Origin of the sequence: Curtobacterium salicis, from assembly GCF_011759505.1 — a bacterium.
Lineage (GTDB): Bacteria > Actinomycetota > Actinomycetes > Actinomycetales > Microbacteriaceae > Curtobacterium > Curtobacterium salicis.
Genome location: NZ_JAAOYO010000002.1, coordinates 477,853 through 498,719, shown reverse-complemented (window position 1 = coordinate 498,719; position 20,867 = coordinate 477,853). Strand labels below are relative to the sequence as shown.

Here is a 20,867-nt window from a genome sequence, read left to right as displayed (position 1 = left end):
TCAGCGAGCGTGGCTCCCGATGGGGAGCGGTCCCTCGCCGCCGCCGAAGAAGCCGTTCCAGGCGTCCGGCCGGAGGTCTTCACCGGTGTCGCCTCCCGGCTTCAGCCCTTCGTTGAGCACGGAGGCCCCGGCACCGGCCACGCCGTCCACACCGAACCCGACCACTTCGTTCGCGATCGTGAACGGCAGCGGCTGGCTGCCGTGGTCCCCGGACACGGGTGCGACGTGTCGCCCGGTGCCGGCCGGGAAGAGGTTGGTCAGGTCGGTGGCCTTCTGCAGCCCCGAGGACGCCACGCTGCCGGTCGCCCCGCTCACCACGCCGGCCCCGGTCGTCTGCAGGAAGTCCGAGACGTTCCGCTTGCCCTCGAGCGACGGGTCGGTCAGGTAGTCGGCGCCGTTCGACGCGCCACCCTCGATGCTCGCCGCGGTGGCGGCACGACCGGTCTGGCTCATCACCCCGCGGCCCACCGTCGACATCACGCCGGTGCCCGCGCTATTGACGACCGTGGACGCGCCGGCGGCGGCCTTGAGACCGGAAGCGGCTCCGCCACCCAACAGGCCGGTGCCGAACCCGATGAGCGTCTGCCGTCCGACCTCGCCCCAGTCGACGTTGCCGCTGTCCGGCCCCTGCTTCACGATCGAGAAGCCGCCGGCGAGCAGAGCGCCGGAGCTCGCTGCCATCGCCATCGTCACCAGCGCGCCGCCGGGGACGAACATGAGGGCCACGCCGCCGACGATCATCGCCGTTGCGAGGATCGCTTCCTTGTGTTCGGCGATCCAGTTGCCGGCCGCCGCGAAGTTGCCGACGTGCGCGTCGTTGTAGGCCTTGAGGTCCTTGTCCGTCGCCGGGCGGAGGCCCAGCGGATCGATCGCGTGGAGCGGGTCGTTGCCCGCGTAGGAGTACGGGTTGCCGGCCCAGCCGGCACCGACCACGGGTGCGAGCGGGTCCGCGGACAGGAACCCGCGAGCGACCGGGTCGTACACACGGGCGCCCAGCCACTCGAGGCCACCGACGTCGAGTCCGCCGGTCGCGGACAGCGCCACACCGGTCGGCAGGCCGAGCCCGGACTGGAGGCCCGTGGCGGCTGCCAACACCGCCCACGGGTCCTGCGGATCGGTCGCGCGGGCTCCGCGCCAGCCGGCGGCGTCCGCCGCGTCCCCGACCAGGGTCACGCCACCGGGGAGTTCGAACAGTGAGGTCCCCGCGACGCTGACGAGGGTCGGCACGAGGGCCGCGGTGTCCCACCAGGTCTCGGCGCCGGCCGCGTCGGCGAGTTCGCCGAGCACGTCCACCCAGAGGTCGATCCGACCGGTCTCGCGGTACGCCACGTCACGCTCGACGACGCCGCCGAGGTAGCCGAGTGCGGACCAGGCGTACTCGGTCGTGGAGCCGTCCGGGGCGGTGCGACGGATCCGACGACCGAGCCCGTCCGCCACGTACTCGGTCCGCTCGCCGTCCGTCGTCGACGCCAGGAGCGCGCCCGCGACGTCGTACTCGTGGCGGGTCTCGACGCCGTCGAGGGTCTCGGCGACCAGTCGTCCGCCGGCGTCGTAGGTCCAGGTGCGGCCACGGCCGTCGTCGCCCAGGGCGCTGACGAGCTGGCCGGCGTCGTCGTGGCGGTAGGTCACACGACCGCCCACACCCGTGACGGCGGCGATCCGGTCGTCGCCGTCCCGCTCGACGGTGGTGCGGGACACGCCCTCCGTCGTGGTCGCCGTGTGGGCGACGAGGGCTCCGCCGCGGTAGGTCCAGTGCTGCACGAGCTCGCCGGAGGCCGACTCGACGACCCGACCGCTCGCGTCGTACGCGAACGTCCCGGCGGTGCGACCGTCGCGCTCGACGGCGACGAGTCGACCGGCGTCGTCGCGACGGAGCTGGGTGCGGGTGCCGTCCGGATCGGTCCGGGCCGCACGGAGTCCGTCGGCGTCGTACTCCCACGCCACGGCCCGGTCACCACGCGAGCGTCGTACGAGCAGCCCACGGCGGTCGTACCGCAGCTCGTGGTCGAGCGTCCTGCCCGGACCCCGGGTGTGGTCGGTGACCACGACACGGCGGCCGACGAGGTCGTGCGAGACCTCGCCCTGCAGGGTGCCGTCGACCTCGAGCCGCTGCCGTCGACCGGCCGCGTCGTACGACCAGACGACGACGCGACCGGCGCGGTCGACCTGGCGGACCGGGCGTCCGGCGGCGTCGTGCTCGATCGTCGAGGTGCGTCCGAGCGGATCGGTCTCGGCGACGAGCCGATCGGCCGCGTCGTACGCACGACGGGTGACCGCGCCGGTCGGATCGGTGACGGTGACCACGCGCCCGCGGACGTCGTACTCGTAGCGCGTGACGCCGCCGAGGCCGTCGACCACCTCGGTGACCTGACCCGCGGCGTCGTACCGGAACCGTCGGCGACCGAAGCGTGCGTCCTGGACGGCGGCGAGCCTCCCGGCCGTGTCCCAGCGGTAGCGCGTCGTGCCGGAACCCGGCGTCGTCCAGGTGAGGACACGGCCGACGGCGTCGTACTCGGTGCGCTCGACCTCGCCCGTCGGCAGGGTCCGGGCCACCACGCGGGAATCCGCGTCGTAGGTGAGGGTGGTGCGGGCACCGAGCGGGTCGACGGCGGCGGCGGGGCGGCCGCAGGCGTCGTACTCGTACGTGGTGCGCGCACCGGACGGCAGCGTGAGGGCGACCACCCGACCGGCGAGGTCGCGCTCGAGGCGGGTCAGACCGCCTTCGCCGTCGACGAGTTCGACCGGGTTGCCGGCCGCGTCGTACGTGACGAGTTCGGCACCGGTGGCGTCGCTGGTGCGTTCCACGGGGCGGCCGAACTCGTCGAACCGGACCGACGAGCTCGAGAACGCGTCGCGGAGCGTCCGCATGCCGGTGGTCGGGTCGGTGCTCGACTCCTGGCGGACGCCGGTCGGGTCGATGGTCGCCGTCAGCGCGCCGTCCACCGCGTACTCCCGCAGCCAGCGTGCGCCGGTCGGGTCGGTGACCTCGCGGAGGCGTGAGAGCGCGTCGTGCACGAAGCCCCAGGAGGCGCCGTCGGGGAGGGTGACCGACGCGGTGTTCCCCTGGTCGTCGTGGGTCTGGCTGGTGACCCGGCCGAGCGCGTCGGTGACCGTGGCGACCTCGCCGTCGGCGCCGTACGTGATGGTCGTCTTCGCCCCGGTGGGGTCGACCTGTGCCGTGACACGGCCCGCGTGGTCGTACTCGGACCGCCACACCGCGCCGTCCGCGTCCTGGCGGGCGACCGCGTTGCCGGCCGCGTCGTACCGGTACTCGGTGCGTGCTCCCGTCGCGCTCACGACGGCGGTGACCCGGCCGACGGTGTCGCGTTCGATGCGGACGGTGTCGCCCACGGCGTTCGTCACGGCGACGAGCTCGCCGTGGGCGTCGTGCTGCTGGGAGAAGACGACACCGGTCTGGTCGACGGCGCGGACGAGCAGACCGTCGTGCCACGTCAGCTCGGTCCGACCGCCGAGCGGGTCGGTGATGACGGCGGGGTCGCGGTCGTCGCCCCGGTACTCGAAGGTGGTGACGGCACCGGACTCGGACACCACCGTGGTGACGCGGTCGTGCTCGTCGTAGCCGGTGGTGACGTCCGCTCCGGCGGGGGTCACCGTCCGGATCCGCCGGCCGCGGGCGTCGTACCCGTGGACGGCGACGGAGCCGTCGCGGGCGGTCGACGACACCAGGTTGCCGTGCGGGTCGTACGACATCGACTGGCGCTGGTCGTCGGAGTCGATGACCCCGATGAGCCGGCCCTTGGGGTCGGCGATCCAGGCGTTCGACCGCGAACCGTCCTCGTCCGAGATCGCGGTGACGCGTCCGGGCAGGTAGGCGAAGCGGACCCGACGGCCGTGCGGGCTGCGCTGCTCGACGACACGGCGCTCCGCGTCGTACGTGTTGTCGGCTTCGACCACACCGGCGGCGCTCGTGACCGTGACGACCAGGTCGTCCTCGTCCCAGCCGTACCGACGGGTGCCGGCGGCCGTGGTGACCGAGACCAGACGGTCCTGGTCGTCGTACCCGTACTCGACGCGACGCCCGTCGGAGGCCCGCAGCACCGCCACCCGACCATCGACGTACTCGACGTCCACCGACCGACCACGCTCGTGCCGCAGGCGCACCGGCAGGTCGTCACCGTCACGGTCGACCCGGACGGCGGTGCCCGGCCCGGCACTCTGCCCGACCCAGACGCCGGCGGGGGTGAAGTCGATGCGGACACCCGCGTTGTCGCGGACGACGAGCAGGTCGCCCTCGGCAGCGAGCCACCGGTTCTCACCGACGCCGCGGTCCCACCCGGCACCCCGACGGGGGAAGCGGATCTGCCGACCGTCGGCCTCGACCAGGGACGCGCCCTCGTCGTCGAGCAGCAGCCGGGTCTCGAGGACGGACGCCCAGCCGGGTCCGAACAGGCCGACGCTCCGGTCGAGCGAGTTGTACATGCGCGTGATCGCGAGGGCGGCCGACGCCGGCAGGAAGGCCAGGTCGGTCTCCGGCTCGACGAAGTTGCCGGTCGTCGTGTTGACCGGGTCCATCGAGAACCCCGTCGTGGGCTGCGCGCCGTACGCCGAGGGCGGGTCGAACGCGAGCGCGGACCGTGTCGCCGAGACACCGGCAGCCTGCAGTGCGGCGCCGAGCGCGGCGTCCGACACGGTGGACACGGACCCCTCGCCCCCGGCCGCGGCGAAGGCGTCCGCGACGGTGTTCGCCCAGGTGACGTCCTGGGCGTTGTCGCTGAGCCACTTCTCGAACCCGCTGACGAGTCCGGACGAACTGATGGTGCCCCAGTGGCACTTCGCCGCGAAGTCCGAGAACTTCCCCCGCAGGGAGCCGGGCTTGCCGGAGAGGTCGGCGTCCAGCTGGGACGAGCCGGTCGCGAACGAGCGCAAGTCCTCGGGCTTCGCGGAGGACGTCCCGCCGCCCCCGCCGCCGCCGCCGGGGTTCGGGGTCTGCCGGCTGCCGACGGCCACGTCGGGCTGGGGGAACGTCGGCTTCGGCTCGGCCTGCTCGGTCGGGGCCTGCTCGCCGCCGAACCAGTCGTCGTGCCAGCGTTCGACGAGGTTCCGGTCCGCCTGACGCTCGTCGAACTCCCGCGCGCGTCGTCGTCGGTCGTTCTCGCGCTTCGCGGCCGCCTGCATCGTCCGGACCCACTGCGAGACCGTGCGCATCGTCGACACGAGGTCACGCGCCCCGGTCGCGGCGGTGACGCGGTTCTGGTCGAACAGCTCGGCGAAGTGCCCGCGGAACTCGAGCAGCGCCGTGCTCGAGAACGAGTACCGGCTGCCGCTCTGCGACTCGATGCTGGACGCGGTCGTGGTCAGTGCGCTGGCCAGCGCGTCTGCCGTCGCGTCGTCGAACTCGACCGGCTCGTTGCCGTGCGGATCGGTCATGTGTTGCCCCCCAGTTGCACTCGAACGCCGCCGATGTCCCCACGGCGGCGCTGAACACCCCCACCGTACCGGAACCACCCGGGTCTCGTATGGTGTCCTGCATGGGGACACCAGCACCATCCCGAGACGGGGACACCGTGGGCCGCGACGACACCGGGAAGGGCCCGCTCTTCCGGGTCCGCCGGCGCCGGTGGCAGTACATGGTCGCTCGGGTGGTCGCCGCCGCCGGGTTCGTCGTCGCGGCGCTCCTGCTGCTGGCGACGGCCGGGCGTGACGACACCGAGACCGGCTTCGTCATCGCCGCCGCGGCGTTCCTCGTCGTCTGCGCCCTGATCGTCGTCCTGACGGTCGGCCTCGCGCGTTCCGTGGTCGAGGCGTACCCGGACCACCTCCGGGTCCGGGCCGGCTTCGGGCAGTGGCGGACCGTGTCCGCGTCCGACATCGCCACGATCGAGACCGAGGCCAGCCGGTGGTCGGGCTTCAACGCCCGGGACGCCCAGCGGCGGAAGCTCTTCGCGGCGTTCTCCGTGTACGCGGGGTTCCGTGAGCTGTGCATCTGGCTGGAGCAGCAGGCTCCCGCTCCGTGGGCTGCGTACCTGGCACCCGCCGGCCCGACCGGGCGCTGATCGCGCTCCTCGCACCAGCTGCCCGTCCGGGCAGCCCGTCGGCCGCCTGGGCGACAGCCATCGTCGATCTCGTACCGCCGGTGTACATTGAGACGAGTACGGACCATCCCGATGCGTGCGTTCCCGACGAGACCGTTGCCCTGACTCGGTTGCGGGTGCCCCGCCGCTCGTGCGGGTCCACACCTGCGCACACCACCGCCGGCCTCCGCCGTGCACGCATCGAACTGGTCAGAACCGGTTCACCATGAAGTACGTCGTCTACGGACTGACATCCGTCCTCACCAGCAGTGCCGCCGCCTCCGCCGTGATGCGGTACGCGGCCGCTCTCCTACAGACCGGCAGCAGCGACCTCGTCGCGATCCCCGCTGTCGACCTCGCGGGCGTGCCGATCGCGGTCGAGGTGCTCCTCGGCCCGGGCGTCCCCGTCCTCGCGGAGCCCGCGGCGGACGACCTGCTCGAGCCCGAGCACCGGGAGTTCATCGACGACCTCGCGGAGCGCACCCGCTTCGTCCTGGCACGCCGGTCCGAGCGGGCCTGAGGGGCTGCTCCCCCGGGGGAGGCCGGGCCGCGCAGCCAGCCGAGCCCGCCGTGTCGCCTGCTCAGCGCTGACGGACGACCAGTGTCCCCGGGCCGACGGGCAGTGCGCCGGCCCGGTACTCGATCACGGCTCCGGCAGCACTCGCCGTCGCGACCCGGACCGAGGCCCCGCCGAACCGCCAGCCGCGGTTGATGCAGAAGACGGCGAACTCGACGTCGCCGTCGTCCGGCAGCGCCCAGGTGCCCGACCCCCACTGCGCCGGCTGTCCGACGCCGTCCACGCTGACGGTCGGTCGCGCGCCCCACGCGAACCACGGCCGGTGCAGGCGGAGCTCGACCCGGCGACGGGTGGTGCCGGACGGCAGCGGCGCCTCCGTCACCACCCGAGCGTCCCGGGCTCGCCCTTGAACGGCCCGACGACGTCCGCGGTGATCCAGCCACCGTAGAAGTCGCCCTCCTGCGCGCGGACGCGCTCACCGGCGACCTCGCACGAGTCCATCTGCGACGGGTACACGGCCACCATGTCGCGCAGTTCGCCGTACCCCTGCCACGGCGTCGGGTAGGTCCAGGCGCCGCGCCGCACGACCTGGTCGCCGCCGTGCACGTCGAAGTACGACGCGCTGCCCTTGAACTCGCACATGCTCGACCCGCTGGTGTGCACCAGGGCACCGGCCGCGAAGTCGGTGATCGGCAGGTAGTACACCGGGGGGTGGCTGGTCTCGAGCACCCGGACCGCGCCGGTCGTGTCGGCGACGACCTGGCCGCCGAGCCGCACGACGACCCGGGCGGCGGTCCGCTCGACGCGCGGCGGGCGTGGGTAGTCCCACACCGACTCCTGTCCGGGGCCGGGGACGTCGGGGGTGGGGTGGCCGGGGCTGCGTCGGGTCATGTCCCCAGTTCTACCCGTCGGGATCGACGGACTGGAGGCTCGTCACCAGCTGGCAGGTCCGCTCGCCCTCCACAGGTGGCCCGGTCCGGGCAGTTCTCCACAGTCCGGGGCGGGTGGTGGCCGCGCGGCCGCATCCGCGGCACGATGGTGAGCGGCGCAGGACGCCAGCAACCAGCGCGACGACGGGGGACGACATGTTCGGGATCGGCAAGAAGCACAAGCAGGACGACGCGGCAGGCACCGCAGCAGTGACCCCGTCGGCAACGGCACCGGCAGCCGCGGCAGCACCCGCGACCGGGCCCGTGACGGACCTCGGCGTCGCCACCGGCCGCATCAGTCTCGAGAAGCGGCAGACGGTCAGCCTGCGCAAGACCCAGAAGACGACGGTGACGATCTCCTGGCCGAACAGCACCGACTACGACGTGTACGCGCTGGTGCGGTACCGCGACGGCCACGTCGAGACGGTGTCCCAGTTCGGGACGAAGACCGACCGTGCGTTCACCCCGCGGACCGCCGACGGTGCGGTGACACACCTCGGCGACCAGCGGCGCGGTGCCCGGGGTGCGACGACGATGGCGGACGAGGTCGTCGAGATCACCCTGACGCCCGAGATCGACCGCATCGTGCCGGTGGTCTACTCCGCGCAGTCGAACGGCACGGGGTCGTTCCGTCGCTACCAGGTCGGCATGACGATCGACAACGGCGCGGGTGACGTCGTCGAGATCGCGGCGCGCGACGCCGACAGCAACGACAAGGTCTACTCGTGCGTGCCCGGCGTCATCACGAACGGCGAGCAGGTGCACGTCGAGAAGGTCGAGCTGTACTCGGCGCCGAAGTCCGAGCGGCGACCGGTGGTCAACCCCGACGGGTCCGTCACGATGGACGCCGGTCCGGTCAACGCGTACAAGTAGGCGATCCGGACGGCGGCCCTGGCCGCCCGGGCGCGACGGGGCTACGCTCGCGGGCACCACCTCCTCAACGACGAGAGGCTGTCCCGTGCGCCGAACCATCGCGATCACCCTCGCGGCCGTGACCATCGTCGGGGCGCAGGCCCTAGCCGGCCCCGCGACCGCCGCACCACCACCGCCCGCCGCACCGACCATCTCGGTGTCGAGCGGTGCCGTTTCCGCGCATGCGGGGGCGTCTGCCGGACGCGGCCACACGCCGGCGGCGACGCACCAGAACCCGATGGCACTGCGCCTCCCGGACGGCCAGACGGCGGCGAGCTGCGCCGACCCGACCGCCATCCACGGGACCGGCCGCGACCGCAACTGGTACCTGTACTGCACGACCGACGCCCTGACGGCGACCGAGAAGACCGCCACCGGCGAGCTCGTGCAGCACAGCGTGCCGACCTACCGGTCCACGAACCTGACGGACTGGACGTACGTCGGCGACGCGTTCACCACCAAGCCGACCTGGGTCGGCGACGCCAACGGCATCTGGGCACCCGACGTCGTGTCGCGCGGGGGTACCTGGTTCCTGTACTACACGGCGTCGGACACCCCCTCGTCGACCGGGCCGACCGGGGGCGGTTCGGCGATCGGCGTCGCGACCAGCAGCAGCCCGACCGGCCCGTGGACGGACTCCGGCGGCCCGGTCGTCGCTCCCCAGACGGCACCGAACGGCAAGGGTGCCCGGTGGTCGTTCGACCCCGAGGTCATCACCGCCTCTGGCCGGACCTTCCTGTACTTCGGCAGCTACTTCGGCGGAGTGCACGTCCGACAGCTGACGGCGGACGGACTGCGCTCCCTGCCGGAGACCGAACGGCAGATCGCGATCGACAACCGGTACGAGGGCTCGTACCTCCTGCGCCACGGCGGCTGGTGGTACTACATGGGCTCCGCGACGAACTGCTGCAACGGGTCGCTGACCGGCTACGGCGTCTTCGTCGCCCGCTCCAAGAGCCCGCTCGGGCCGTTCCGCGACCGTGACGGTGTCGCGATCACGGACACCCGGGTCGGCGGCTCGCCCCTCCTGGCACAGAACGGGAACCGCTGGGTGGGCACGGGGCACAACACCGTGGTCAGGGACTTCGCCGGGCAGGACTGGATCATCTACCACGCGGTCGACCGGACGGACCCGTACTACGCCGGGCAGACCGGCTACACGAAGCGCCCGGCGCTCATCGACCCGCTCGACTGGGTCCGCGGGTGGCCCGTGGTGCGCGGGGGAGCGGGACCGTCCGACTCGCTGCAGCCCGCGCCGGCGGCGCAGCCGGGTCAGCGCTCGGCGTACCGACCCCACACCGTTCGGACCGACGTGCCGGGTCGGACGATCCGGTCGCTGTCGACCGGGTTCGACGGAGACGAGCTGCCAGCGGCGCTGACCTGGACGCGGCAGCCCGATCCGTCGACCTACCGGGTCTCGGGTGGCGCGTTCTCGTGGCAGACGCAGGACGCCGACCTGCACCCGCCGCAGACACCACTTGCCTCGGTGCTCACTGAACGCGCCCCGGCCGGCGACTACGTCCTCGAGACCCGGGTCCGGATGGACACCCCGGCGACCGGTGACACGTTCAACTACCGGCAGGGCGGCCTCGTCGTGTACGGCGACGACGGCGACTACGTCCGCCTCGTCTCGAACTCGATCTACGACACCCGACAGACGGAGTTCGGCAAGCAGGTCAGCGGGCAACCCGAGGGGGCGCCGAGCTACGGCAACATGGTCGTCGGGCCGGTCGGGGACGCCACGACGCTCCGGATCGTGCACCGGGTCGTCGACGGCGAGCACCGCTACACCGCGTCCACCAGCGTCGACGGTCGGCACTTCGTGCGCGGCGGCACGTGGACGGCCGACCTCGGGGCGACACCGCGGATCGGGCTCATCTCGCTCGGTGGTGCCGGGTCGACGAGCACGTTCGAGGACCTGCGAGTGAGCACCGTGCGCACGGTGCGGTGAGATCGGACGAACGGCCGACGGGCCCGTTGCGGTCGCGCCGGGCCCGTCGGCCGTTCACCGGGTCCGTGCCCGCTCAGCTCCGCAGGGTCGCGCGCGGGTACTCGCCGAACTCGCTGCGGTACGCCGCCGAGAACCGGCCGAGGTGCGCGAACCCCCAGCGGCGGGCGATCGTCTGTACCGACGTCCCGGACGCGTCTGCCTGCAGGAGGTCCCGCCGGACACGCTCGAGATGGGTGCGGAGCAGGTAGGTCATCGGGGTCTGGTCCAGGTGCCGCTGGAACGCCTCCTGGGTCGCTCGGACGCTCAGGCCCGCCGCGTCGGCGATGTCCGAGACGCTCATCGGCTCCGCGACGTGCTCGTGGACGTACTCGACGGCGGCGCGCAGGCGGGCCCGGCGGGGCAGGAGCACGGCGGGCGGCAGTGCCGTCACCGTCGGCGGGTACATCCGGAGGAACGCGGCCGCGGTCCCGCGCGTCAGGGTGTGCCAGAGCAGGGTGTCGACCCCGCCGGTCCGGAGTTCCCGGGAGAGCAGCGCGAGGCTGCTCCGCCACTGCGTGATCGCCGTCGGCTCGAGGGTCCGCAGGTGGTCGATGCCGAGGTCGGTGACCTGACCGGTGTGGAACATCTCGTCAGCGACCTCGTGTACGAGTCGACGCGACATGTGCACGAGCCGCTGGTCGTAGTCCTCGTACTCGAAGACGAACTCACGGCACGTCGGGAAGAGCATCGGGACGTCGAGCTGCAGCGGCACCCGGTCCTGCGTCACGTCGGGAACGCCCTGCCCGGACGTGATCCACTGCACGACGTAGTCGGGGGAGCGGGGGATCGCGCCGCGGATGAGCCCGCCGATCTGGGACCGGCGGAGCGTGACGTCCCCGTCGCCCACCGCGCTGTAGCGGTAGGCGAACGGGTGGTCGGTGGCGTGGGCTTCCCACTCGCGGCCGTCGTAGAGCCGCCCGATGTCCGCGACGACCGCGTCGCTCGAGGTGCCGGAGGCCTCGATGCGGACCGGTCTGACCGCACCAGCGGCCCGCGCCGTGGTGTCGGCCCGTCGGGCGGTGACGTCGAGCGTGCTGGTCATGCTCGTCTCCCTGACGGCCGCCGAGCAGGCGGTCGGATCGCTGCTGTCCCTGTCAGCGCTCCCGCGACGTTCGAGGAACTGGACGTCGAGCGAAGCTCGCTGACTGGAACGGTACCCGGGTGTCCGTCATACGTGCAGGGGTTGACGTTCTCGTCATGGAAGTGTCAGCGGCGGACTCGCAGTTGCGCAGGGCTCAGACGGCGGCGACCAGTCCAGCCGAACGGTCCGCTGCGGCGTCTCCGCGGAGCATCCGGTCCGCCGTGCGGAGGGACAGCGCCATGATCGTCAGCGCCGGGTTCGCGATCACGGCGCTCGGGAAGACGGAGTTGTCGCACACCCACAGGTTCGGGACGTCCCAGGACCGGCCCGCCGCGTCGACGACCGAACTGCCCGCGTCGGCGCCCATCCGTGCGGTGCCGATCGTGTGCGCAGTCCGTTCGAGGACCCGGACGTCCTCGCCGCCGGCGGCCTCGACGATCGCGGTCATCGTCCGCACCGCGTGCCGACCGATCGCGTCCTCGTTCTCGCCCGGGGTGAAGGTGATCGTGGCCTTGCGGATGCCGTGCTCGTCGACCTCGTCCCCGAGGACGAGTCGGTTGTCCTCGTACGGCAGGCACTCGGCGTTGATGCCGACACCGGCCATGTGCGGGTAGTCGCGCATCGCCTTGACGAGCGCTGCCCCGCGGAGCCCACCGCCGCGGACCAGCGAGGTGGCGAAGGTCAGCGGCTGCACGCCGAGGCTCTGGATGAGGTACCCGCCGGCGAAGTCCGCGTCGGTCGGTCGGACGAAGTCCTCGGTGATGATCGAGGACGGGTAGCCGCGGTAGGAGCGCATCGACTCGTCGAAGCGGGCCCACACCTGGGTGGCGCCGTGCGCGGTGAAGTTCCGGCCGACCTGGTCGCTGCTGTTCGCGAGCCCGGTGTGCAGGAGCAGGCGTGGGGTCTCGACACCGCCGGCGGCGAGCACGAGCGCACGGGTGCGCTGCCGGTGGTCCCGACCGTCCTGGCGGTACACGACGGCTTCCACCGCACCGCTGGCGTCGAGTTCGATGCCGTGGACGAAGGCCTCGGGTCGGATCTCCGCACCGAACGCGACGGCGGCCGGCAGGTACGTGGTGTCCATCGACACCTTCGCGCCGTTCCGGCAACCCTGGTGGCAGGAGCCGCACGAGACGCAGGCGTGACGCAGTCCGTGGTGCTCCTGGTGGCGGTCCTCCGTGGTCAGGGCGACGGGGGCGTCGGTGGCGGTGATCCCCACCGCCGCGGCGCCCCGCATCATCATGTCCGACGACGCGTTCCGTCCCGGCGGGCGCATCGAGTAGCGGCGGGACGGGTCCCACGGGTAGTGCTCGGGTCCGGCGACCCCCACGTCGTGCTCGACCTGCTCGATGTACCGGATGAGTTCGGCGTGGTCGATCGGCCAGTCGTGACCCTGCCCGGACTCCGTCGCCAGGTGCAGGTCGTGGGCGCTCGGACGGGGCGTGAAGGCACCCCAGTGCAGGGTCGAACCGCCGACACCGGTGCCGCTGTTGTTCGGACCGAAGGCGGTCGGGGCGCCACCGCCGCTGATCCGCTCCTCCATCCAGTTGATGTCCGCCGGTGCCTCGACCTCGTCGGGCAGGTGGTCGCCGGGTTCGGTGTTGCGGCCGGCCTCGAGCGCGACGACCCGGAGGCCGGCGCGGGCCAGGCTGGCGAGCAGTGGCGCGCCGCCCGCTCCGGTGCCGACGACGACCGCGTCCACGATCTCGTCCTCGCTGTGGCGTCGCTGGTGTTCGAGCCTCATGGTGTTGCTCCGTCCGGTTCCCATGCTTCGCGTTGTCCGGCTCCCAGCAGTTGGAAGCCCTGTTTGCGGACGCCGTCCCCGCCGTTGGCGAAGCCGTCGTAGTCGATCGCGGCCATCGTCGCCGGGTGGGCGAGCCACTGCTTGACGAGGTCGACGCCGGCGTCCTCGGACCAGGCGCGCAGCTGGCCGCCGTCGAGGGTGCCACCGGCGGGGGTGTACGTGCCGGCGTCGATCGCGTCGAGGACGTCGGCCAGGTGCTCGTCCGAGACGGCCGCCTCCGGGGCGAGGACGTCGAGCGCCGCACGGTACGCGTCGGGGTCGGTGGGCAGTCCGTCGACGCGCCAGCCGTCACCCAGGCCGTCGGCGAGCTGCGCGTCGACGCGCAGGGCCAGGTCGATCTGACGTCCGGCGGGCTGCGGCACCACGACGCGCGCGACGGCCCGGAGGGTGTCGAGTTGGGCGACGGAGAGCGCACGCGGTTCCGCGGCCGGGTCGTCCGGGAGTGCGCGGACCGCCAGCACGCCGCGGTTCTTGGCGCTCACGCGCGGGGAGGCGATGACCCGCGCCGATGCGGTCGGGACAGCGGGCCCGTGGTCGACCCGTCGCTCCCAGAAGGAGCGGATCCGGTCGGCGACGGCGTCGGGCTGTTCCCATGGCAGGAGGTGCGCGGCACCGGGCACGACGTCGAACTCACCCCGCGGCCAGTGCGGCAGGTTCAGCTCGCGCTGCGCCTCCGGTCCCAGGTCGCCGTCCTCGGCACCGGCGAGCACCAGTGCGGGCACCGGGCTCGGCTCGACCGCGTCGGACCAGTCCTCGCGGCTGCCCCGGAGCAGCCAGGCGGTCCACGCGCCCGGATCGGCGCGCTGCACGTCGTGGACGGCCATCGCGTACGGCTCGGGAGGCAGCGGGGCGGCAGTGTTCGCGCTGACGAACTCCGCGGCCTCGTCGGGGCCGATCTCGTGGTCGGCCGCCCAGGAGAGCATCGACGCGCGGCGCTCCTCGTCCATGGGTTCGGGAGCGAGCGGGGACGCGGCCAGGAGCACGACGGCCCGCAGCCCGAACAGCCCGTTCGCGCCGCTCATCGTGCGTCCGGCGACGACCGAGGCGACCTTCCCGCCCATCGAGTGGCCGATGAGCGCCCACTCGGTGGCCCCGCTGGTGCCGATGGCCCGCTCGACGAGCACGGCCATCTCCTCGACGGTCGTCCCGCCCTCCGCAGAGCTGGTCCCGAAGCCGGGGAGGTCGATGCCGACCAGGTCGAGCGTGCCGTCGAGCCGGGCACGCAACGCCTGGAACTCCTGGGAGCTGGACCCGAGGGCGTGGAGGCAGAACGCGGTCGCCGTCATCCCTCGTTCCTACCGGTCGGGCCGCCTCGCCCCTCAGCCCGATGTACCCCTCGTGCGCACGAGGGCCGTCTGCGAGCGGTCCCAGACTGGAGGCGCGCCCCGCCTCGATCCGCACGGTGACGCGGGGCGCGGGGTCAGTCCCATTCGCGCGGTCCGCGCACCATCGGAGCCGCTATCGGCACACGAGACGGTTCGGGGTACAAGTCCGGCCCCCGGAACGGGTGGGTTCCTGGAATGCGGCTGGAAGTCGTGCCGCGGCCGTGACGAACGTCCTCTCCAGCCCGTCTCATCCGTGAACAGCACCCGCTGGGAACGCCCGGCGGGCCACTCGGAAGGAGACACCATGGCCGACACCACCACGACCACCCCGAACACCCTCGCCACGAGCGGGTCCGGAGCGTCGAGCACGGGCAACCACGCCGCCACCGGCAAGACCGTCATCGACGACACCGTCGTCTCGAAGGTCGCCGGCATCGCCGCCCGCGAGGTCACCGGCGTGCACTCGCTCGGCGGCGGCGCAGCCCGTGCCATCGGTGCGATCCGCGGCGCCATCGGCCAGCGCGACCTCTCGCAGGGCGTCAAAGTCGAGGTCGGCGAGAAGCAGGTCGCCGCCGACATCACCATCGTCGCCGAGTACCCGGTGCCGCTGCAGCAGGTCGCCGAAGGCGTCCGCTCGTCGGTGTCCCGTGCGCTCGAGCAGATCGTCGGCATGGAGGTTGCCGAGGTCAACGTCACGATCCAGGACGTCTTCATCCCGGGCGACGACGACGAGGACGACGACAAGAAGGAGTCGCGAGTCGCATGAGCAGCACACTGAGCGGCGCCCTGATCGGCGCCGTCCTGGCAGCCGTCGCACTGCAGTTCGGCTTCTGGGGCTTCGTCCTGGTCGTCGTGTTCGCCGCGGTCGGAGCACTCGTCGCGGCACTCGTCACGGGTCGCATCGACCGGAACGCCCTGACCGACGTGCTGACCGGACGCCGGAGCTCCCGGTGACCGGCGGCCCGGGCGCCGTTCCGGGCCGCGTCGAGATCACCACCCGCGCCCTCACCTCGTGCGTGCGTGCCGTCGCCGCTGAGCGGCTCGGAGCGCCCGCGAAGCGGGTGCGGGTGGAGCTCGGCGACGCCCGCGGGGCGTTGGCCCTGGACATCACCGGCCCGGTCGCCGCCGGCACGGACCTGGTCCAGGCGGCCACCACCGCGGCGGCCGAGGTCCGGAGCCGCGTCAGCGCCCTCACGGGACGTCGTGTCGGGTCGGCACGCATCGAGTTGACCGGGATCGTGCGCGAGCACGACACCCGGGTCCGGTAGGAGGACACATGAGCAGCAGTTCCGTCGAACGCCGGCTGCGTCGCCGCAGCGTGCACCGTTCCCGGTCCACGGCCGTGTCCGTGGCGTTGGTGGTGCTCGTGCTGGTCGCGGCGTGGATCGGCACCGAGTCGGTCCTCCGCGCGGTCGGTGCGGCGCCGCTGCTGGCCGACCCGCAGACCGCGGTGGACGCGGCACTCAGGCCGGACGCGACCTTCGTCACCCTGATCGAGGTCATCGCCGCGGTGCTCGTCATCGCCGGTGTGGTCCTCGTCGTCCTGGCGGTCAAGCCCGGTCGGCAGCACCGCTCGGTGGTGCCACACGACCGCGGTGCCGTGGTCATCGACTCGTCGATCATCGCCTCGACCGCCCGGAACGCCGCGGGTCACGCGGCGGGTGTGCCCGACGCCCACACCACCGCGAGCGCCCGTGGTGCCCGCACCGCGGTGCACGTCGTCCCGATGTCCGGCGTCCCGGTGGACTCGGCAGCCGTCGAGCACGCCGTCGCCGAACGCCTCGGCCGACTGGACGACCGTTTCGCCCGCCACGTCACCGTCCGTGTCAGCGAGAAGGGCACCCTGTCATGACCTCGAGCAACCGCACCCTGAACCGGATCATCCTGTTCGTGCTAGGCCTCGTCGCCGTCGTGGTCGGCCTCGCCATGGGCGCCGGTGTCCTGCCGGCCGTCCGCGACGCACTCGAGCCGTACCTGACGCTCCCCGACCGCGTCGAGGTCCCCGCGACCTCGCTGTGGATCGTCGCGGCCGTCTGCCTCGTCGTGGTCGTCCTCGCACTCGTCTGGGTCGTCACCCGTGGCCGTGGCGGCACCGCCGTCGCCGTCCGTGAAGCCCAGGGCGACGACGAGGTCACCGTGAACGTGGCCCTCGTCCGTGACGTCATCGACCACGAACTGGCCGGCGTACACGACGTCGTCTCGTCGAAGGTCGACATGTACACGGTGCGCGGGCACCGTGCCGCACGGCTCCGTGTCGCGGTCCGCCGCGGCGGGGACGCCGTCACGGTCCTCGATGCCGTGGACTCGGCGATCGCCACCCTCGACCGGACCCTCGGTCGCGAGGTGCCGGTCCTGGTCCACCTCACCGGCGGCACCCGCTCGGCCCTCTCGAAGGCCAAGCGCGTCGCCTGACGGACGTGCCACGGGCCTCCCGGCCGGCGGCACCAGCACCACCCTCACCACACAACCGCGGTCGGACCCTCGACCGCACGAACGGAAGGAGCCCGTCATGGGACTCGACGACAAGATCAAGAACGCTGCTCAGGACATCGCGGGCAAGGCCAAGGAGGCCTTCGGCAAGGCGACCGACGACGACTCCAAGGTCGCCGAGGGCAAGAAGGACCAGGCCGCCGCGAGCGCGAAGCAGACCGGCGAGGACGTCAAGGACGTCTTCCGCGGGTAGCGACCAGCTGACACGACGGGGCACGCGCGCGTTCGAGCGCGGTGCCCCGTCGTGCGCTCACGGCCCGCTCGACCCGAGGAGGAAACCATGCAGAACGACATCCACGTGCCGAACGACTTGCACGCACACGCGCAGCGCACCGCCGTTGCCCTGCCCGCGTCCCTGACCGACCCGCTCCCGGCGGACGCCGCACCCGTCACCGTCGCCGCCCGGACCGCAGCGGTGACCGCCCTCGGAGTCGACGGGGTGCACCACCTCGGCGGGCTCGCCGAACGTGCGGCCGACCAGGTCCGCCGCCGACTCGGCCGGAGTGGCAGCGCGCTGGGTGTCCGGGTCGACGACTCCGACGGCACGCTCGACGTCGCGGTCGCCGTGGTCGTCCGCTACCCACACCCCGTGATGGAGGTCGCGGCCGAGGTGCGCTCGCAGGTCGGTGCCGCCGTCACCCAGCTCGCCGGTCTGCCCGACCACGTCGAGGTCGACGTCCGGGTCCTCGACGTCCACGGCCCGTTCGACGACGAGCCCTCGAAGGTCGACGAGGCCGTCGACTCCGTCCGAGGCGCTGCCGCGACCGCGGCGGGCACCGTCTCCGACGCGGCGAAGTCGGCAGCGGACGGCGCTCGATCGGCGGCGGACACAGCGGGGTCCGTCGCGTCGGACGCCCTGGCCGCGGCCTCGGCGACCGCTTCGGACGCCGCCGCCTCGGCACGTGACGCGGCCGGGCACGCCCGTGACGCGATCTCGGACGCGACCGACGCTGCCGGTGCGGCGACCTCCGATGCGGTGGCGTCAGCGCGGAAGACCGCGTCCGACGTCGCAGACCGTGCGGGTGACGCGGCCGTCGCTGCGCAGGAGGCGGCGACCGCTGCAGCCGAGCAGGTCGGCGACGACGTCGCGGACGGCGTGGCGGAGGCGCGACACCGGGCCGACGCGGAGGACGCGGCCGGCGAGGCCGCTCCGTCGGACGCCGCCGAGCCGGCCGTCCACGCCTCCACCGTCTCCGGGTCGGAAGCCGCAGCAGACGCGCTCGAGGACGCGGCGGACGACGTGCGCCGCGCCGCCGAGGCCGTCCGCGGCGGCACGGCCGACGACACCGCCACGGACCGACCGTGAGCGCCTGGGCCGAGCGGCGGATCCGCCGCCAGGTGGCCGCTTCCCGGCCCAGGTCGCGCAGCGTCTGGGTCGCGAGCGGCATCGGACTGATCGCCGTCCTGGTGCTGGCGTTCGGCGCGTTCCTGCCGCTCGTCGGCTTCCTCGCCGGCATCACGGGGACGACGGCCGGACTGGTCCCGTTCCCGTTCCTCCGCGTGACGCTGGTGACCCTCGTTGGAGCAGTCGTCGTGCTGGCGCTGCTGCTCCTGGCGGTGACGCGGCGCCACGGTGCGACCGCGTGGACCGCGGTCGTGCTCGCACTCCTCGTCGCCGTCGGCGTCACGGTGTTCCCCCTCGTGGCGGTGGCGATCGGCTCGGCGGACCGCGCCGGCGACGCGTGGCCGGTCGTCTCCGGCCTCTGGTCCCGGTTCGTCGGCTGAGGCCGCGGTCCAGATCATCCGGATAGCGCATCATCGACTGTGTAGTGTGCCTAACTACTTTCCGGAGAGCAGAGTGGAGCGGTACATGCAGCACCTCGGAAGGACCGGTCAGATGCACTCGACGCCCGCGAGCCCCACATCCGCGGACGGGGACACCCCGACCGAAGCCATCGACATGACCGCGCTGTTCGCAGCGCAGTCGCGTGACGGTCTGCTCGACAGCATCTGATCGGCGCCGCCGGTCGGTCCTGATCGGTACCGCCCATCCGGGAGCGTCGATCTCGACCGCTCCGCCGCCCCTCGGGGTGGCACACCTGCTCCACAACGGCACCTCGCGGTGCCCGTCCTGAAAGGCACTCCCATGAGCTTCCTCGGCTTCATCCTCCTCGGCCTCATCGCCGGCGCCATCGCCAAGCTGATCCTCCCCGGTCGCCAGGGTGGCGGCTGGATCGCCACGCTCGTCCTCGGTGTCATCGGCGCCCTCATCGGTGGCTGGCTCGGCGGCCTGATCTTCAACGTCGGCTACGACGGCTTCTTCAGCATCCAGTCGTGGATCATCGCGATCGTCGGCGCGATCATCGTCCTCCTCATCTGGGGTGCGATCACCGGTCGTCGCGGCGCCCGCGCCTGACAGCCTTCCCCGGCGCACGTCGTCGGGAACACGGAGAGCCCCGCACCTGCTGGTGCGGGGCTCTCCGTGCGTCCGGGGGTGCGGATTGTCGGTGGTGACCCCCAGGCTGGCAGTGCATGGACTCCGTCGAACAACCCCTCGTGCACGTCGACCGTCGCGGCCTCGCCGTCGACGAAGCGGTCGCGTTCTACGAGCACGTCTACGCCAGCCAGGACATCCACATCGGCGAGGCCGCGACCGAAGGGTTCTCGTGGCGGTACCGATCGATCGGGGACGGCGACGTCACGGTCGGCACCTCGTCGGTGGCAGCTCGTCGGTGGGGGACCATCGACCCCGGGGACGACTACGTGCTCGCCTGGGCCTCCGCGCCGGGGATCCGACTCGACACCGGTTCGTCCGACCCGGTCGACATGCTGCCGGGCGTCCCCGTGATGTACCCGGCGGGTCGGGACTTCACGTTCAGCGCGGCGCCGACGGTGCAGCACGTCATCCGCTTCGACCGGACGTTCCTCGAGTCCGTCGCCGCCGCACGACAGGGCGACCTGCCGGCACCGCTGCAGTTCGCCCGGCACCCCGACCCCGGTTCCCTGCAGCAGCTCCGCACCGTCATCGCCGCCGCGGCGGGGGCGTTGCTCGACCCCACGACCGACCACGACCGACGCTCGGCGTGCAACACGACCGTGGCTGAAGCCGTGGCCGCCACCTTCGACGCCCGTCCGATACCCCCGGCCGGACTGCTCAGCGACGGGCCGGCGACCATGCGGATCGCCCAGGAGTGGATGGTCGCGAACGCTCGGCGACCGATCACGATCACCGACGTGAGCGTCGCGGCCGGCGTCGCCGTGCGGTCACTGCAGGCGTCGTTCCGCCGGCACACCGGGGCCTCCCCGATGCACTTCCTCCGCCAGGTCCGGCTGCACCGTGTGCGGGCCGAACTCAGCGCCGCCGACCCCGACACGGCGACCGTCGCGCAGATCGCCCTCGGGTGGGGCGTCGGGCACCTCGGACGCTTCTCGGGCACCTACGCGGCGACGTTCGGCGAACCGCCGTCGGTGACGCTCCGCCGCCGTCGCAGCGCCTGACCGCACCCGTGTGACGTGCCCGGACGTGCTCGGGTGCGCGGACCGGACACCGTGTCCAAGGGGCGTACTCCACCCCCCTCCGGGCTTGGTCCAGTGGGGTGCACGGGGGATGCTGTCCCTGCGCCTCCGAACCCTTCGGGTCGGGCGCACCAGCAGGAAGAGCGCACCGTGAACGAGCGCATCCGACCCTCCCTCCACGAACTCCGGCTGCAGGCCGACGAATGGCACCGCCGCGGGCTCAGTCACCCGGACGAGATCGACGCGATGGTCTCCCGGCGGACCGCTGGCTCGACCCCCGCGGAACCCACCTACGCGGACTTCTTCACCGTCGTCTGACCCGGCTCGACCC

Annotated in this window: 21 protein-coding genes; 15 read left to right on the top strand and 6 right to left on the bottom strand. The window is 72.8% G+C overall.

Annotated features, from left to right (window positions below; genetic code table 11):
- Positions 1 to 5,388: a DUF6531 domain-containing protein gene (locus tag E9228_RS06630; protein ID WP_166779780.1), complete on the bottom strand. Its 5,388-nt coding sequence runs from the start codon at positions 5,386 to 5,388 to the stop codon at positions 1 to 3.
- A 101-nt stretch (positions 5,389 to 5,489) separates the two neighbouring features.
- On the opposite strand from E9228_RS06630, the gene E9228_RS06625 reads away from it, so the two are divergent.
- Both E9228_RS06625 and E9228_RS06620 read left to right on the top strand, forming a co-directional pair.
- Positions 5,490 to 6,014, top strand: coding sequence for a hypothetical protein (locus E9228_RS06625; protein WP_166779779.1), 525 nt, complete (start codon positions 5,490 to 5,492; stop codon positions 6,012 to 6,014).
- Between the two features lie 244 nt (positions 6,015 to 6,258).
- Positions 6,259 to 6,552, top strand: coding sequence for a hypothetical protein (locus E9228_RS06620; protein ID WP_166779778.1), 294 nt, complete (start codon positions 6,259 to 6,261; stop codon positions 6,550 to 6,552).
- Between the two features lie 61 nt (positions 6,553 to 6,613).
- Here E9228_RS06620 and E9228_RS06615 read toward each other — a convergent pair whose 3' ends face one another.
- Both E9228_RS06615 and E9228_RS06610 read right to left on the bottom strand, forming a co-directional pair.
- Positions 6,614 to 6,931 (bottom strand): hypothetical protein, encoded by a 318-nt coding sequence (locus E9228_RS06615; protein WP_166779777.1) that lies wholly within the window; start codon positions 6,929 to 6,931, stop codon positions 6,614 to 6,616.
- On the bottom strand, positions 6,928 to 7,440 hold the full coding sequence (locus E9228_RS06610; protein WP_166779776.1) for a DUF427 domain-containing protein: 513 nt from the start codon (positions 7,438 to 7,440) through the stop codon (positions 6,928 to 6,930). The genes E9228_RS06615 and E9228_RS06610 overlap by 4 nt, the downstream gene beginning before the upstream one ends.
- A 194-nt stretch (positions 7,441 to 7,634) precedes the next feature.
- On the opposite strand from E9228_RS06610, the gene E9228_RS06605 reads away from it, so the two are divergent.
- Positions 7,635 to 8,351, top strand: a complete 717-nt coding sequence (locus E9228_RS06605) for a TerD family protein (RefSeq protein WP_166779775.1) — start codon at positions 7,635 to 7,637, stop codon at positions 8,349 to 8,351.
- Between the two features lie 85 nt (positions 8,352 to 8,436).
- Positions 8,437 to 10,341 (top strand): family 43 glycosylhydrolase, encoded by a 1,905-nt coding sequence (locus E9228_RS06600; RefSeq protein WP_166779774.1) that lies wholly within the window; start codon positions 8,437 to 8,439, stop codon positions 10,339 to 10,341.
- A 73-nt stretch (positions 10,342 to 10,414) separates the two neighbouring features.
- Here E9228_RS06600 and E9228_RS06595 read toward each other — a convergent pair whose 3' ends face one another.
- From E9228_RS06595 to E9228_RS06585, 3 genes are all read right to left on the bottom strand, one after another.
- Positions 10,415 to 11,422, bottom strand: a complete 1,008-nt coding sequence (locus tag E9228_RS06595) for an AraC family transcriptional regulator (protein ID WP_166779773.1) — start codon at positions 11,420 to 11,422, stop codon at positions 10,415 to 10,417.
- A 193-nt stretch (positions 11,423 to 11,615) separates the two neighbouring features.
- On the bottom strand, positions 11,616 to 13,205 hold the full coding sequence (locus tag E9228_RS06590; RefSeq protein ID WP_166779772.1) for a GMC family oxidoreductase: 1,590 nt from the start codon (positions 13,203 to 13,205) through the stop codon (positions 11,616 to 11,618).
- Positions 13,202 to 14,551 carry an alpha/beta fold hydrolase gene (locus E9228_RS06585; protein ID WP_166779771.1) on the bottom strand — a complete coding sequence of 450 codons (1,350 nt, stop codon included), beginning with the start codon at positions 14,549 to 14,551 and terminating at the stop codon, positions 13,202 to 13,204. Before E9228_RS06585 ends, E9228_RS06590 begins: the two co-directional genes overlap by 4 nt.
- Positions 14,552 to 14,894: 343 nt before the next feature.
- Here E9228_RS06585 and E9228_RS06580 point away from each other — a divergent pair, with 343 nt between their 5' ends.
- The 11 genes from E9228_RS06580 (at position 14,895) to E9228_RS06530 (ending at position 20,854) form a co-directional block, all read left to right on the top strand.
- Entirely contained in the window at positions 14,895 to 15,356 is a 462-nt protein-coding gene (locus E9228_RS06580) for an Asp23/Gls24 family envelope stress response protein (protein WP_166779770.1), read from the top strand.
- On the top strand, positions 15,353 to 15,544 hold the full coding sequence (locus E9228_RS06575; RefSeq protein WP_166779769.1) for a DUF2273 domain-containing protein: 192 nt from the start codon (positions 15,353 to 15,355) through the stop codon (positions 15,542 to 15,544). Before E9228_RS06580 ends, E9228_RS06575 begins: the two co-directional genes overlap by 4 nt.
- The gene (locus E9228_RS06570) at positions 15,541 to 15,858 is read left to right on the top strand and encodes a hypothetical protein (protein WP_166779768.1); all 318 of its coding nucleotides are present in this window, start codon (positions 15,541 to 15,543) and stop codon (positions 15,856 to 15,858) included. The genes E9228_RS06575 and E9228_RS06570 overlap by 4 nt, the downstream gene beginning before the upstream one ends.
- Before the next feature lie 8 nt (positions 15,859 to 15,866).
- Positions 15,867 to 16,442, top strand: a complete 576-nt coding sequence (locus tag E9228_RS06565; protein ID WP_166779767.1) for a DUF6286 domain-containing protein — start codon at positions 15,867 to 15,869, stop codon at positions 16,440 to 16,442.
- Positions 16,439 to 17,002: a hypothetical protein gene (locus E9228_RS06560; RefSeq protein WP_166779766.1), complete on the top strand. Its 564-nt coding sequence runs from the start codon at positions 16,439 to 16,441 to the stop codon at positions 17,000 to 17,002. Before E9228_RS06565 ends, E9228_RS06560 begins: the two co-directional genes overlap by 4 nt.
- Before the next feature lie 97 nt (positions 17,003 to 17,099).
- On the top strand, positions 17,100 to 17,273 hold the full coding sequence (locus tag E9228_RS06555) for a CsbD family protein (RefSeq protein WP_166779765.1): 174 nt from the start codon (positions 17,100 to 17,102) through the stop codon (positions 17,271 to 17,273).
- Positions 17,274 to 17,360: 87 nt separating this feature from the next.
- On the top strand, positions 17,361 to 18,386 hold the full coding sequence (locus E9228_RS06550) for an Asp23/Gls24 family envelope stress response protein (RefSeq protein WP_166779764.1): 1,026 nt from the start codon (positions 17,361 to 17,363) through the stop codon (positions 18,384 to 18,386).
- On the top strand, positions 18,383 to 18,805 hold the full coding sequence (locus E9228_RS06545) for an MFS transporter permease (RefSeq protein WP_208385612.1): 423 nt from the start codon (positions 18,383 to 18,385) through the stop codon (positions 18,803 to 18,805). Before E9228_RS06550 ends, E9228_RS06545 begins: the two co-directional genes overlap by 4 nt.
- 361 nt (positions 18,806 to 19,166) lie before the next feature.
- Positions 19,167 to 19,436 carry a GlsB/YeaQ/YmgE family stress response membrane protein gene (locus tag E9228_RS06540; protein ID WP_111075805.1) on the top strand — a complete coding sequence of 90 codons (270 nt, stop codon included), beginning with the start codon at positions 19,167 to 19,169 and terminating at the stop codon, positions 19,434 to 19,436.
- A 116-nt stretch (positions 19,437 to 19,552) separates the two neighbouring features.
- Positions 19,553 to 20,518, top strand: coding sequence for an AraC family transcriptional regulator (locus E9228_RS06535; RefSeq protein WP_166779763.1), 966 nt, complete (start codon positions 19,553 to 19,555; stop codon positions 20,516 to 20,518).
- Positions 20,519 to 20,686: 168 nt separating this feature from the next.
- Entirely contained in the window at positions 20,687 to 20,854 is a 168-nt protein-coding gene (locus E9228_RS06530; RefSeq protein WP_166779762.1) for a hypothetical protein, read from the top strand.
- Positions 20,855 to 20,867 lie beyond the last annotated feature (13 nt).

Excerpts from the sequence above, each read along its gene's own strand:
- E9228_RS06630 (WP_166779780.1), bottom strand. The coding sequence starts at position 5,388 with ATGACCGATCCGCACGGCAACGAGCCGGTCGAGTTCGACGACGCGACG.
- E9228_RS06625 (WP_166779779.1), top strand. The coding sequence starts at position 5,490 with ATGGGGACACCAGCACCATCCCGAGACGGGGACACCGTGGGCCGCGAC.
- E9228_RS06620 (WP_166779778.1), top strand. The coding sequence starts at position 6,259 with ATGAAGTACGTCGTCTACGGACTGACATCCGTCCTCACCAGCAGTGCC.
- E9228_RS06610 (WP_166779776.1), bottom strand. The coding sequence starts at position 7,440 with ATGACCCGACGCAGCCCCGGCCACCCCACCCCCGACGTCCCCGGCCCC.
- E9228_RS06605 (WP_166779775.1), top strand. The coding sequence starts at position 7,635 with ATGTTCGGGATCGGCAAGAAGCACAAGCAGGACGACGCGGCAGGCACC.
- E9228_RS06595 (WP_166779773.1), bottom strand. The coding sequence starts at position 11,422 with ATGACCAGCACGCTCGACGTCACCGCCCGACGGGCCGACACCACGGCG.
- E9228_RS06590 (WP_166779772.1), bottom strand. The coding sequence starts at position 13,205 with ATGAGGCTCGAACACCAGCGACGCCACAGCGAGGACGAGATCGTGGAC.
- E9228_RS06585 (WP_166779771.1), bottom strand. The coding sequence starts at position 14,551 with ATGACGGCGACCGCGTTCTGCCTCCACGCCCTCGGGTCCAGCTCCCAG.
- E9228_RS06580 (WP_166779770.1), top strand. The coding sequence starts at position 14,895 with ATGGCCGACACCACCACGACCACCCCGAACACCCTCGCCACGAGCGGG.
- E9228_RS06575 (WP_166779769.1), top strand. The coding sequence starts at position 15,353 with ATGAGCAGCACACTGAGCGGCGCCCTGATCGGCGCCGTCCTGGCAGCC.
- E9228_RS06565 (WP_166779767.1), top strand. The coding sequence starts at position 15,867 with ATGAGCAGCAGTTCCGTCGAACGCCGGCTGCGTCGCCGCAGCGTGCAC.
- E9228_RS06560 (WP_166779766.1), top strand. The coding sequence starts at position 16,439 with ATGACCTCGAGCAACCGCACCCTGAACCGGATCATCCTGTTCGTGCTA.
- E9228_RS06555 (WP_166779765.1), top strand. The coding sequence starts at position 17,100 with ATGGGACTCGACGACAAGATCAAGAACGCTGCTCAGGACATCGCGGGC.
- E9228_RS06550 (WP_166779764.1), top strand. The coding sequence starts at position 17,361 with ATGCAGAACGACATCCACGTGCCGAACGACTTGCACGCACACGCGCAG.
- E9228_RS06540 (WP_111075805.1), top strand. The coding sequence starts at position 19,167 with ATGAGCTTCCTCGGCTTCATCCTCCTCGGCCTCATCGCCGGCGCCATC.
- E9228_RS06535 (WP_166779763.1), top strand. The coding sequence starts at position 19,553 with ATGGACTCCGTCGAACAACCCCTCGTGCACGTCGACCGTCGCGGCCTC.